Here is a 12,245-nt window from a genome sequence, read left to right as displayed (position 1 = left end):
ATCCCCTGTGGGAGCGGGCTTGCTCGCGAAAGCGGTTTGACAGCCAGCACATGTGTTGAATGTGAAGCAGCCTTCGCGAGCAAGCCCGCTCCCACATTAAATTCGCGGTGTCGCAGCGAATGCCTGCAACTCGGGATAGAACAACCGGAAATCCTCGCTCAACGGCTCATACAATCGTCGCAATTCCTGCATCGCCTCGGCCAACTCCTCGGGCCGGGTCAACCTGCGTGAAATCCCCCGCAGCACCTGCTCCAGCACCGCAAATTCCCGGTAAGAACCCAACCAGTCATTGGCCACCATGTGCGGCGCTATCATCGCCAGGCGCTCCGGCAACTGCGGCTCGGCGGACAGCACCCGGTAAACGTCCGAAGTGAACTGCGCCAGCGGACGGTCGGCGTACAACTCCCAGTCCCGTGCCAGGCAGTGGTCGAAAAAAACATCGAGCACGATCCCGGCGTAACGCCTGCGCGTGAGGGAAAACCGCGACAAGGCGATGTCCACCAGCGGATGGCGGTCGGTAAACACGTCGATGCTGCGGTGCAACTGAATGGCCGCTTCGATCTCCGGATCGAACTGCCCTTGCAGCCGTCCTTTGACGAAATCACCATACAGACTGCCGAGCATTTGACCGGGGCGCTGGCCACCGAGGTGCAGATGTGCGAGATAGTTCATGCGCGCAGCTTAACACTGCGCCATCCATATCGTTATAACCCGATATACCGATTTACATGGCTATCAGACCAAAATCATATTGGTATATCGCGAAATACCGATTTAAAGTTCGCCTCATCGCGATATAGCGTTTTACTCATCACGAGCCCAAACCATGACCCTCGACCTCGACGAAATAATAAAAGCGCTGGCACACCCAGTACGCCGAGACATCCTCATCTGGCTGAAAGACCCAAAAGTCCAGTTCCCGGAACAGCTCCACAACCATGAGTACGGCATTTGCGCCGGACAGATCGATCAACGCTGCGGCCTGTCGCAGTCGACCGTGTCCGCCCATTTGGCGACCTTGCAACGGGCGGGACTGATCAGCAGCCAGAAAGCCGGTCAATGGCACTTCTTCAAACGCAACGAGGACGTGATTCAGGCGTTCCTCGACGCCATCGACAAGGAGCTCCGCGCTCCGACAAGGAACTGACAATGCCCCTCTCGCTACTCATTCTGGCCTTGAGCGCCTTCGCCATCGGCACCACCGAGTTCGTCATCATGGGCCTGTTGCCCGAGGTGGCGGCCGATCTCGGTGTGTCGATCCCCGGCGCCGGCTGGCTGGTGACCGGATACGCCCTGGGCGTGGCCATCGGTGCACCGTTCATGGCACTGGCCACCGCCAGACTGCCGCGCAAGGCCGCTTTGGTAGCGTTGATGGGCATCTTCATCATCGGCAATCTGCTCTGCGCCCTGGCCAGTGATTACAACGTCTTGATGTTTGCCCGTGTGGTCACCGCGCTGTGTCATGGCGCCTTCTTCGGCATCGGTTCGGTGGTGGCAGCAGGTCTGGTACCGGCCAACAAACGTGCGTCGGCCGTGGCCCTGATGTTCACCGGCCTGACCCTGGCCAACGTCCTCGGCGTGCCGCTGGGCACTGCGCTCGGTCAGGAAGCCGGCTGGCGTTCGACCTTCTGGGCGGTGACCGTGATCGGTGTGATTGCGCTGATTGGTTTGATTCGCTTCCTGCCGGCCAAGCGCGATGAAGAGAAGCTCGACATGCGCGCCGAACTGCGCGCCCTCAAAGGCGCTGGGATCTGGCTGTCACTGAGCATGACTGCGCTGTTCGCCGCCTCGGTCTTCACCTTGTTCACCTATGTCGCCCCGCTGTTGGGCGAGGTCACCGGAGTCTCGCCACGCGGCGTGACCTGGACCTTGATGCTCATCGGCTTGGGCTTGACGGTCGGCAACATCATCGGCGGCAAGCTGGCGGACAAAAGCCTGGCTGCAACGCTGATCGGTGTGTTCATCACCATGGCGGTCGTGTCCACCGTGCTGACCTGGACCAGCATTGCCGTGATCCCGACCGAAATCACCCTGTTCCTCTGGGCCACCGCGTGCTTCGCCGCCGTGCCCGCCCTGCAAGTGAACGTTGTGACCTACGGCAAGGCGGCACCGAACCTGGTGTCGACCCTGAACATCGGCGCTTTCAACGTTGGCAACGCACTCGGTGCGTGGGTCGGCGGCAGCGTCATTGCCCACGGCTTCGGTCTCACCAGCGTGCCGCTCGCAGCAGCCGCACTGGCGGTACTCGCCCTGCTGGTGACCCTGATTACTTTCCGTCAGAGCGGCAATGCCGAACTGGCCCCCGCTACTAACTGATCGCTAAAGAGAGCTATTTCATGACGACTATTTTCGATCCGATCAAACTGGGCGACATCGAGTTGGCCAACCGCATCATCATGGCGCCGCTGACCCGCTGCCGCGCCGACGAAGGCCGTGTGCCGAACGCGCTGATGGCTGAGTACTACGTGCAACGCGCCTCTGCCGGCCTGATCCTCAGCGAAGCCACGTCGGTGACGCCGATAGGCGTGGGCTACCCGGACACTCCCGGCATCTGGTCCAACGACCAGGTGCGCGGCTGGAGCAACGTGACCAAAGCAATCCACGGCGCTGGCGGCAAAATCTTCCTGCAACTGTGGCACGTGGGTCGGATTTCCCACCCCTTGTACCTGAACGGCGAAGCACCGGTCGCGCCGAGCGCCATCCAGCCCAAGGGTCATGTCAGCCTGGTGCGTCCATTGGCCGACTTCCCAACCCCGCGCGCCCTGGAATCCGCTGAAATCGCCGACATCATCGACGCTTACCGCGTGGGTGCCGAGAACGCCAAGGCTGCCGGTTTCGACGGTGTGGAAATCCACGGCGCCAACGGTTACCTGCTCGACCAGTTCTTGCAAAGCAGCACCAACCAGCGCACCGACAACTATGGCGGCTCCCTGGAAAACCGTGCGCGCCTGTTGCTGGAAGTGACCGATGCCGCCATCGAAATCTGGGGCGCGGGCCGCGTGGGTGTGCACCTGTCACCGCGTGCCGATCTCCATGACATGGGCGACGAAAACCTGTCCGAGACCTTCACCTATGTCGCTCGCGAACTGGGCAAGCGTGGCATCGCCTTCATTTGCTCGCGCGAGAAAGAAGCTGGCGACAGCCTCGGCCCACAACTGAAGGAAGCCTTCGGTGGCCCGTACATCGCCAACGAACGCTTCACCAAGGACAGCGCCAACGAGTGGCTGGCCAGCGGCAAGGCTGATGCGGTGGCGTTCGGTGTGCCGTTCATTGCGAACCCGGATCTGCCGGCGCGTTTGAAGGCCGATGCGCCGTTGAATGAAGCACGTCCGGAACTGTTCTATGCGAAGGGGCCGGTCGGTTACATCGATTACCCGGCGCTGTAAACAACATCAAAAAACAAGAAGCCCTGCCTCGAAAGAGCCAGGGCTTTTTTCATTTACATACATTTAAATAGTCGCCACTCTAACAATATAAACTTAATCCTCACCCAGCAACTAACGAACTGCAAAACAACAAACTTAATTCAATAAGGACATATAAACATGGATGTTTTAGACCCGAACAAACTTACGGTTCTCCTGCAAATCACCAACGCCACGGATTCTACTTTCTGGCTTGATGATTCCTCTCCAAAGCACCCACCTGTGACTCGCATCGACAAGATCCTCCCTTACCAGACTGTCTTTATGACGTTTGAAGGAGATCCTCATTTGAAGCAGGACATCGACATTGATTACGATATCAAAAAAGAAGTATTCACCACTTACATCTGCTACACCAACTACAAACAAAAAGTACAGTTCGACACCACGCTCAGTTATTGCCACAGACAAACTGCGGGCCACCGAATTCCAGAAGTCGAACTCTTCTGGGAAACCAATGCTTACTCTATCGGCGCCGAACCAATCACCTGCGGCGCAGCCCTACAAAATGAAAACCCGGTTTACCCTTACAACTATAAGATGATCGCCTTTATGACACCATCGGCCTGATAAAGGGTTACTCGCAGGTTCTGAAATTAGTCGGATCAACCACGACGCTTGCTTTGATCCCAGGCGACCGCAAGACCGCTGAGGCAAATCACCGCAATCCCGATCACGCCGAAACTGTCCGGGGCATGGTCGAAGATCACATACCCGTAGATCCCGGCAAACAGAATCTGCCCGTAACTGAAGGGTGCCAGCATCGCCGGTGCCGCATGGCGGAAGGCCTGGGTCAGCAACATGTGACCGAGCATGCCGCAAGTGCCCAGCCCGATCATGAACAGGCCATGTAGCAGCGTCGGCGTGCTCCAGAAGAACGGCAACAGTGCAGTCATGATCAGGCTGTTGAGAATACCGGTGAGAAAGTTGCTGGTGGTCGGGCTGTCGATACCGCTGAGCAGGCGGGTGAGCAATTGATAGAAGCCAAAACACAAGGCCGAGCACAGTGGCAACAAGATCGCCGGGGTGAACAGCGCACCGCCGGGCCGCACGACGATCAACACGCCGACAAATCCACCCAGCACCGCCAGCCACTGATTGCGGGTTACCCGCTCATGCAGCAACGGTACGGATAACGCGGTCACCAATAAAGGAGCAAGAAAGGTGACGGCGGTGGCTTCAGCCAAGGGGATGTAACGCAGGCCGGTAGTGAAAAACAGGCTGGTGCCGATCAGGCACAGGGCGCGTAATAACTGCAAACCCGGACGCTTGGTGCGCACTACCACCGAGAAACCACTGCGTGGCACGAAAATCACCAGCATCAACAAGGTGTGCACCACGTAGCGCGCCCAAACCACCATCACAATCGGATAGAACCCGGACAGGTACTTGGACAACGTGTCGTGACTGGCGAACAACAAAACCGCAAGGCAGATCAGCGCAATACCCTTTATCGGCTGCTCGGCGCCCTTGTAGCCCGGGTTGTTAACATTCATTCACAGACTCGACACAAAATTCCTACAAAATACGTAGCTCGCTACCTATCAACCTGGCAAACGTACGTATATAAAAGCACCCCATTACAGAAAGGCGAGCGAAGCAGGGACATTTCCCCGCTTCAAGTCTTGACACAAATGGATCCAATTACGCATTTTGTTTCAATTGCGCAGGCTCGGACTCAAGCGCAGCATATCCAACCCTGTATCGACGCAACGCTCGGCTTCGGTGTGCAGTTGAAAACTGTCGGGAGCCAATAGCCACTGATACAGGATGCCATCGATATACGCATGCAGGCTGATGGCCGCGCGGGCAGTGTCGAGGTTTTCCGGCAACTGCCCGCGATTCACCGCATTACTCAGGGCCAGAGCGATTCGCACATTGCAATCGAGACTGGCCGTTCGGCGCTGCTGGCGCAGATCGCACATTTCATCGGTGAACTCGCACTTATGAAACAGAATCTCGTTGATGCGTCGGGTTTTCGGGTCCAAGGCAACTTGATGAAACAAATGAATCAGCAGCTTGCGCATGCAGCCCAGCGGATCGAGTTCATCTTCGCTTTCACTGGCCTTGGCCATTTCATCCAGCGGCTCATGCAAGGTATCGAGCATCGCCTGCACCAGATCCGCCTTGTTACTGAAATGCCAGTAGATGGCCCCGCGAGTCACGCCGGCCAGGGTCGCGATATCCGCCAGCGTCGTGCGTGCCACGCCCCGCTCGTAAAAGGCTTTTTCTGCCGCTTCGAGTATCTGGCTTCGGGTTTCTTGAGCTTCCTCTTTGGTACGACGGACCATGGCAGTAAAACCTCAATCAGGGTGCATCAGCGATGTCTGAATATCAGCTGAATAAAAGTGGGGCGAGCGCTCTTGGGCGTCTCATCAGGCCTACAATTCAAACCTTTGAACGGCTTTTGTAACCGTGTGGGTACACCGCCAAGGCCTTTACAAACAACCATGAACGTAAGTATATTCCTTAGCAAGCTACTTATCCACCCGGCGTAAATTTTTTAACCTTCCACATTTCTTGTGCGCAATGTGCGCGCCTGACCCGAGGATCTTCATGCAATTCAAGCCAGCTGTTACCGCTCTGGTTACTGCCGTCGCCCTGGCATCGCTACTCAGCGGATGTAAAAAGGAAGAGGCGGCACCTGCCGCACCAGCCCCTCAGGTCGGCGTCGTAACCCTGCAACCACAAGCCTTCACCCTGACGTCCGAACTTCCGGGGCGCACCAGTGCGTTCCGCATCGCCGAAGTTCGCCCACAGGTCAACGGCATCATTCTCAAGCGACTGTTCAAGGAAGGCGGCGACGTCAAGGCCGGTCAGCAGCTCTATCAGATCGACCCATCGGTCTATGACGCGACCCTGAAAAGCGCCGAAGCCAACCTGCGTTCGACCAAGTCGATCTCCGACCGCTACAAGCAACTGGTCGACGAACAGGCTGTCAGCCGTCAGGAATACGACACCGCGCTGGCCAACCGCCTGCAATCGGAAGCGTCCTTGCAGACCGCCCAGATCAACGTGCGCTACACCAAGGTTTACGCACCGATCTCTGGTCGCATCGGCCGTTCTTCAGTGACCGAAGGCGCGCTGGTCAGCAGCGGCCAGACCGACGCCATGGCCGTCATTCAGCAACTGGACCCGATCTACGTCGACGTCACCCAGTCTTCGGTGGAGCTGCTTGAGCTGCGCCGCGAACTGGAAAGCGGTCGTCTGCAAAAGGCTGGCGATAATGCCGCCGCAGTCAAGCTGACTCTCGAAGATGGCAGCCAGTACAAGCTGGACGGCAAGCTTGAGTTCTCCGAAGTTTCGGTTGACCAGACCACCGGCTCCGTGACCCTGCGTGCCGTGTTCCCGAACCCCGATCACACCCTGCTGCCGGGCATGTTCGTTCACGCCCAGTTGCAGGCCGGTGTGGACAGCGCGGCGATTCTGGCCCCGCAACAAGGCGTGACCCGCGACCTCAAAGGCTCTCCGACCGCACTGGTCGTCGGCCCGGACAACAAGGTCGAACTGCGTCAGCTCAAGGCCAGCCGCACCGTCGGCAACCAATGGCTGATTGAAGATGGTCTGAAGGCAGGCGATCGCGTGATCACCGAAGGGCTGCAATACGTCAGACCTGGCGTCGAAGTGAAAGCCACTGAAGCCACTAACGTTGGCGCAAAGAGCCCGGCCACCGCACAGGCAGCTAATACTGCTGCCGGCGGCAAAGGGGAGTAAACCATGTCGAAATTTTTTATCGACCGTCCGATTTTCGCCTGGGTGATTGCCCTGGTGATTATGCTGGTCGGGGCTCTATCGATTCTCAAACTGCCGATCAACCAATACCCGAGCATTGCGCCTCCGGCCATTGCCATCTCGGTGACCTACCCAGGCGCGTCTGCACAAACCGTGCAGGACACCGTGGTGCAAGTGATCGAGCAACAGCTCAACGGTATCGATAACCTGCGTTATGTCTCGTCGGAAAGTAACTCCGACGGCAACATGACCATTACCGCGACCTTCGAGCAGGGCACCAACTCCGATACCGCGCAGGTTCAGGTCCAGAACAAGCTGAACCTGGCCACCCCGCTGCTGCCGCAAGAAGTGCAGCAACAGGGTATCCGCGTGACCAAATCGGTGAAAAACTTCCTGATGGTCATCGGCGTGGTGTCGCGCGACGGCAGCATGACCAAGGACGACCTGTCCAACTACATCGTGTCGAACATGCAGGACCCGATTTCGCGCACCGCCGGTGTCGGTGACTTCCAGGTCTTCGGTGCCCAGTACGCGATGCGGATCTGGCTCGACCCGGCTAAGTTGAACAACTACAACCTGACCCCGGTGGACGTGAAAACCGCCATCGCGGCGCAGAACGTTCAGGTCTCGTCCGGTCAACTCGGCGGCTTGCCTGCCCTGCCCGGCCAGCAACTGAACGCGACAATCATCGGCAAGACCCGTCTGCAGACCGCCGAGCAATTCAAGGCGATCCTGCTGAAGGTCAACAAGGACGGCTCGCAAGTGCGTGTCGGCGACGTTGCGGAAGTCGGTCTGGGTGGCGAAAACTACTCGATCAGCGCTCAGTTCAACGGCGCCCCGGCCTCCGGTCTGGCGGTGAAACTGGCCAACGGTGCCAACGCCCTCGACACCGCAAAAGCCCTGCGCAATACCATTGATACCCTCAAGCCCTTCTTCCCGGAAGGGATGGAAGTGGTGTTCCCGTACGACACCACCCCGGTGGTGACCGAGTCGATCAAGGGCGTGGTTGAAACCCTGGTCGAAGCGATCGTGCTGGTGTTCCTGGTGATGTTCCTGTTCCTGCAAAACTTCCGCGCCACCGTCATCACCACGATGACCGTACCGGTGGTATTGCTGGGTACGTTCGGGATCCTCGCGGCGTTCGGCTTCAGCATCAACACCCTGACCATGTTCGGTATGGTGTTGGCCATCGGCTTGCTGGTGGACGACGCCATCGTCGTGGTGGAAAACGTCGAACGGGTCATGAGCGAAGAAGGCCTGTCACCCAAGGAGGCCACCAAGAAATCCATGGGGCAGATCCAGGGTGCCCTGGTCGGTATTGCCCTGGTGCTGTCGGCGGTACTGCTGCCGATGGCATTCTTCAGTGGCTCCACCGGTGTGATCTATAAACAGTTCTCGATCACCATCGTCTCGGCCATGGCCCTGTCGGTACTGGTAGCGTTGATCTTCACCCCGGCGCTCTGCGCGACCATGCTCAAGGCGATTCCGAAAGGTGAGCACGGCACGCCGAAACGCGGCTTCTTCGGCTGGTTCAACCGCAGCTTCGACCGTGGCGTCAAAAGCTACGAGCGCGGCGTGGGCAACATGCTCGCGCACAAGGCTCCATACCTGCTGGCGTACCTGATCATTGTGGTCGGCATGATCTGGCTGTTCACCCGTATTCCAACGGCGTTCCTGCCGGAAGAAGACCAGGGCGTACTGTTTGCCCAAGTGCAGACACCGGCCGGTTCCAGCTCCCAGCGTACGCAAGTGGTCGTGGACGAAATGCGCGAATTCCTGCTGCGTCCGAGCAAGGAAGGCGGTGAAGGCGACGCGGTGGCCTCGGTGTTTACCGTGACCGGTTTCAACTTCGCCGGTCGTGGTCAGAGTTCGGGTATGGCGTTCATCATGCTCAAACCATGGGAAGAACGTAACGCCGACAACAGCGTGTTCAAACTGGCGGCCCGTGCCCAACAGCACTTCTTTACCTTCCGCGACGCCATGGTGTTTGCCTTCGCGCCACCGGCGGTACTGGAACTGGGTAACGCCACCGGTTTCGACGTGTTCCTTCAGGACCGCGCCGGTATCGGTCACGAAAAACTGATGGAGGCCCGTAATCAGTTCCTCGGCATGGCGGCGCAAAGCAAGGTCCTGTCGCAAGTGCGTCCTAACGGCCTGAACGACGAGCCGCAATACCAGCTGGAAATCGACGATGAGAAGGCCAGCGCCCTGGGCGTGACCCTCACCGACATCAACAACACCCTGTCGATTGCCCTGGGCAGTAGCTATGTGAACGACTTCATCGACCGCGGTCGCGTGAAGAAGGTCTACATCCAAGGCCTGCCTGGCGCTCGCATGAGCCCCGAAGACCTGAAGAAGTGGTACGTGCGCAACAGCGCCGGCACCATGGTTCCGTTCTCGTCGTTCGCCAAGGGTGAGTGGATCTACGGTTCGCCGAAACTGGCCCGTTACAACGGCGTAGAAGCGATGGAAATCCTCGGTGCCCCGGCGCCTGGCTATTCCACCGGTGAAGCCATGGCCGAAGTCGAAGCCCTGGCCAAGAAACTGCCGGCCGGTGTCGGTATTTCCTGGACCGGTCTGTCGTACGAGGAACGTCTGTCCGGCTCGCAAGCGCCAGCGTTGTACGCCTTGTCGCTGCTGATGGTGTTCCTGTGTCTGGCGGCGTTGTATGAAAGCTGGTCGATCCCGATCGCGGTGATGCTGGTGGTGCCCCTGGGGATTATCGGTGCACTGATGGCGACCAGCCTGCGCGGCTTGTCCAACGACGTGTACTTCCAGGTGGGGCTGTTGACCACGATCGGTCTGGCGGCGAAAAACGCCATTCTGATCGTCGAGTTCGCCAAGGAACTGCATGAGCAGGGACGTAGCTTGCGCGATGCCGCGATCGAAGCCTGCCGGATGCGTCTGCGACCGATCATCATGACCTCGCTCGCGTTCGTGCTCGGTGTGGTTCCACTGGCCATCTCTACGGGCGCAGGTTCGGGTAGCCAGCATGCGATCGGTACCGGGGTGATTGGCGGTATGATCACAGCCACTGTGCTGGCGATCTTCTGGGTTCCGTTGTTCTTCGTCACCGTGTCGTCCATGGGCCAGCGCAAAGTCGCCGACCAGGATGACGCCATTGAACCATCTAAAGAGGCTGGCTAATGAGCAAGTCGCTACTCTCCATCGCAGTCGCTGCCTTCGTGCTGAGCGGCTGCTCGCTGATACCCGACTATCAGCAGCCCGAAGCACCGGTGGCGGGCCAATACCCCCAAGGCCCGGCGTATTCGCCGGCCCAGGCGCCCAACCAGGCCGCCGCCGAACAGGGCTGGAAGCAGTTTTTCCACGATCCGGCGCTGCAACAGATGATTCAGACCGCGCTGGAGAACAACCGTGACCTGCGCGTCGCGGCGCTGAACATCGACGCTTATGCGGCTCAATACCGCATCCAGCGTGCCGATCTGTTCCCGGCCGTTTCGGCCACCGGCAGCGGCAGCCGTCAGCGAGTTCCGGCACGGGCCTCGCAAACCGGTGAAACGGCCATCAGCAGTTCCTACTCGGCTACTGTTGGCATCAGCGCTTATGAACTCGACCTGTTCGGTCGGGTTCGCAGCCTGAGCGAAGAAGCTCTGCAGAAATACTTCGCCACTGAAGAAGCGCGCCGCAGCACGCAAATCAGCCTGGTGGCCAGTGTGGCCAATGCCTATCTGACCTGGCAGGCTGACAAAGAGCTGCTGAAACTGACCCAGGAAACCCTCGGTGCCTACGAGGAGAGCTTCAAGCTCACCTCGCGCAGCAACGAAGTGGGTGTAGCCTCGGCGCTGGATCTGGCTCAGTCGCGTACCTCGGTGGAAAACGCCCGTGCACAACAGGCCAAATACACCCGTCAGGTCGCTCAGGATGAAAACAGCCTGGTGCTGCTGCTCGGCACCGGTATCCCGGCCAATCTGCAAGCGGCCAAGCCACTGTCGGACGACCTGCTGAGCGAAGTGCCGGCCGGTCTGCCGTCGGACTTGCTGCAACGTCGTCCAGACATCCTTCAGGCCGAGTACAACCTCAAAGCTGCCAACGCCAACATCGGCGCGGCACGGGCTGCGTTCTTCCCGAGCATCAGCCTGACCGCCAATGCCGGTTCCCTGAGCCCGGACCTGTCCGGTCTGTTCAAGGGCGGTTCGGGCACCTGGTTGTTCCAGCCGCAGATCAACCTGCCGATCTTCAACGCCGGCAGCCTGCGCGCCAGCCTGGATTACTCCAAAATCCAGAAAGACATCGGCGTGGCGAACTACGAGAAGTCCATTCAAACGGCCTTCCAGGAAGTCGCCGATGGCCTGGCCGCACGCCAGACCTATACCGAGCAGTTGCAGGCTCAGCGTGACTTCGTCAGCGCCAACCAGGACTACTACCGTCTGGCCGAGCGTCGCTACCGCATTGGTGTCGACAGCAACCTGACCTTCCTCGACGCCCAGCGTCAGCTGTTCAGTGCTCAACAAGCGCTGATCACCGACCGCCTGGCGCAGCTGGTCAGCGCGGTCAATCTGTACAAAGCGTTGGGTGGTGGCTGGAATGAACAGACGGCGAAGAACGAGCCATTGAAAGAAGAAGCGCCGAAGATGAAGTTGTTCTGATAGCACGGTAAACACGAAGCCCACCGATTGGTGGGCTTTTTGTTGGCCATAGGAAAAGTTGTATTGGTCATGCTGGCCCCATCGCGGGCAAGCCCGCTCCCACAGGTTCAGCAGGGCTCACAGAGTTTGTGTTCGATACGGACCCCGCTCCTACAGGCTCAGCGGGGCCGACAGAATCTGGGTTCGACACGGACACTGTGGGAGCGGGCTTGCCCGCGATGGGCCGGTCCCGACACCACAAAGTCCGGATCAATCTTACGTTCGATAATCGCCCAGAACCCGCCCGCCCCCGATTGAACCACTTAGTCCGTTTCCCTCACCATCTGTCGCACAAAACCAATAACAACAGGTCGACACCATGTCCCCGCGCCCTGCCCTGTCCGGCTGACCTCGCCCCGCTTTTCTGAATTCGAATCTTTTGTCTGCAACCCGAACGTTGCGGCACCGCCCTGTTTCATCCCTAACAATTAGAGAGACCGAA

Annotated in this window: 10 protein-coding genes; 7 read left to right on the top strand and 3 right to left on the bottom strand. The window is 58.9% G+C overall.

Translation table 11 applies throughout. The annotated features are described in order from the left end of the window. Positions 1 to 96 precede the first annotated feature (96 nt). Entirely contained in the window at positions 97 to 672 is a 576-nt protein-coding gene (locus AB7M29_RS09655) for an acyl carrier protein phosphodiesterase (protein WP_048393969.1), read from the bottom strand. Between the two features lie 154 nt (positions 673 to 826). Between AB7M29_RS09655 and AB7M29_RS09650 the strand changes: the two genes are divergently transcribed. The 4 genes from AB7M29_RS09650 (at position 827) to AB7M29_RS09635 (ending at position 3,995) form a co-directional block, all read left to right on the top strand. Next, positions 827 to 1,147, top strand: coding sequence for an ArsR/SmtB family transcription factor (locus AB7M29_RS09650; protein WP_052966917.1), 321 nt, complete (start codon positions 827 to 829; stop codon positions 1,145 to 1,147). A 2-nt stretch (positions 1,148 to 1,149) separates the two neighbouring features. Next, positions 1,150 to 2,316 carry an MFS transporter gene (locus tag AB7M29_RS09645; protein WP_217856654.1) on the top strand — a complete coding sequence of 389 codons (1,167 nt, stop codon included), beginning with the start codon at positions 1,150 to 1,152 and terminating at the stop codon, positions 2,314 to 2,316. Positions 2,317 to 2,336: 20 nt separating this feature from the next. Continuing rightward, positions 2,337 to 3,386, top strand: coding sequence for an alkene reductase (locus tag AB7M29_RS09640; RefSeq protein WP_454246762.1), 1,050 nt, complete (start codon positions 2,337 to 2,339; stop codon positions 3,384 to 3,386). A 159-nt stretch (positions 3,387 to 3,545) separates the two neighbouring features. Continuing rightward, positions 3,546 to 3,995, top strand: a complete 450-nt coding sequence (locus tag AB7M29_RS09635; protein ID WP_454246761.1) for a hypothetical protein — start codon at positions 3,546 to 3,548, stop codon at positions 3,993 to 3,995. A 35-nt stretch (positions 3,996 to 4,030) separates the two neighbouring features. Here the strand turns inward: AB7M29_RS09635 and AB7M29_RS09630 are convergent, their stop codons facing one another. Together AB7M29_RS09630 and emhR are read right to left on the bottom strand one after the other, a co-directional pair. Next, on the bottom strand, positions 4,031 to 4,921 hold the full coding sequence (locus AB7M29_RS09630; protein WP_217856657.1) for a DMT family transporter: 891 nt from the start codon (positions 4,919 to 4,921) through the stop codon (positions 4,031 to 4,033). A gap of 162 nt (positions 4,922 to 5,083) precedes the next feature. Then, positions 5,084 to 5,716 (bottom strand): efflux system transcriptional repressor EmhR, encoded by a 633-nt coding sequence (gene emhR / locus AB7M29_RS09625; protein ID WP_038979269.1) that lies wholly within the window; start codon positions 5,714 to 5,716, stop codon positions 5,084 to 5,086. Between the two features lie 265 nt (positions 5,717 to 5,981). Between emhR and emhA the strand changes: the two genes are divergently transcribed. The 3 genes from emhA to emhC are packed head-to-tail and all read left to right on the top strand — an operon-like array spanning position 5,982 to position 11,764. Beyond that, positions 5,982 to 7,139 carry an efflux RND transporter periplasmic adaptor subunit EmhA gene (emhA, locus tag AB7M29_RS09620; protein ID WP_217856659.1) on the top strand — a complete coding sequence of 386 codons (1,158 nt, stop codon included), beginning with the start codon at positions 5,982 to 5,984 and terminating at the stop codon, positions 7,137 to 7,139. Between the two features lie 3 nt (positions 7,140 to 7,142). Next, the gene (gene emhB / locus AB7M29_RS09615) at positions 7,143 to 10,304 is read left to right on the top strand and encodes an efflux RND transporter permease subunit EmhB (RefSeq protein ID WP_052966923.1); all 3,162 of its coding nucleotides are present in this window, start codon (positions 7,143 to 7,145) and stop codon (positions 10,302 to 10,304) included. Next, positions 10,304 to 11,764, top strand: a complete 1,461-nt coding sequence (gene emhC / locus AB7M29_RS09610) for an efflux RND transporter outer membrane subunit EmhC (RefSeq protein ID WP_052966924.1) — start codon at positions 10,304 to 10,306, stop codon at positions 11,762 to 11,764. Before emhB ends, emhC begins: the two co-directional genes overlap by 1 nt. Positions 11,765 to 12,245 lie beyond the last annotated feature (481 nt).

The sequence above is a fragment of the Pseudomonas sp. F-14 TE3623 genome (assembly GCF_053629015.1).
Note: the sequence above shows the minus strand (reverse complement) of the source record. Positions and strands in the feature narration are given on the sequence as shown.

Coding starts and splice junctions, on each gene's coding strand:
- AB7M29_RS09655 (WP_048393969.1), bottom strand. CDS start 672: ATGAACTATCTCGCACATCTGCACCTCGGTGGCCAGCGCCCCGGTCAA.
- AB7M29_RS09650 (WP_052966917.1), top strand. CDS start 827: ATGACCCTCGACCTCGACGAAATAATAAAAGCGCTGGCACACCCAGTA.
- AB7M29_RS09645 (WP_217856654.1), top strand. CDS start 1,150: ATGCCCCTCTCGCTACTCATTCTGGCCTTGAGCGCCTTCGCCATCGGC.
- AB7M29_RS09640 (WP_454246762.1), top strand. CDS start 2,337: ATGACGACTATTTTCGATCCGATCAAACTGGGCGACATCGAGTTGGCC.
- AB7M29_RS09635 (WP_454246761.1), top strand. CDS start 3,546: ATGGATGTTTTAGACCCGAACAAACTTACGGTTCTCCTGCAAATCACC.
- AB7M29_RS09630 (WP_217856657.1), bottom strand. CDS start 4,921: ATGAATGTTAACAACCCGGGCTACAAGGGCGCCGAGCAGCCGATAAAG.
- emhR (WP_038979269.1), bottom strand. CDS start 5,716: ATGGTCCGTCGTACCAAAGAGGAAGCTCAAGAAACCCGAAGCCAGATA.
- emhA (WP_217856659.1), top strand. CDS start 5,982: ATGCAATTCAAGCCAGCTGTTACCGCTCTGGTTACTGCCGTCGCCCTG.
- emhB (WP_052966923.1), top strand. CDS start 7,143: ATGTCGAAATTTTTTATCGACCGTCCGATTTTCGCCTGGGTGATTGCC.
- emhC (WP_052966924.1), top strand. CDS start 10,304: ATGAGCAAGTCGCTACTCTCCATCGCAGTCGCTGCCTTCGTGCTGAGC.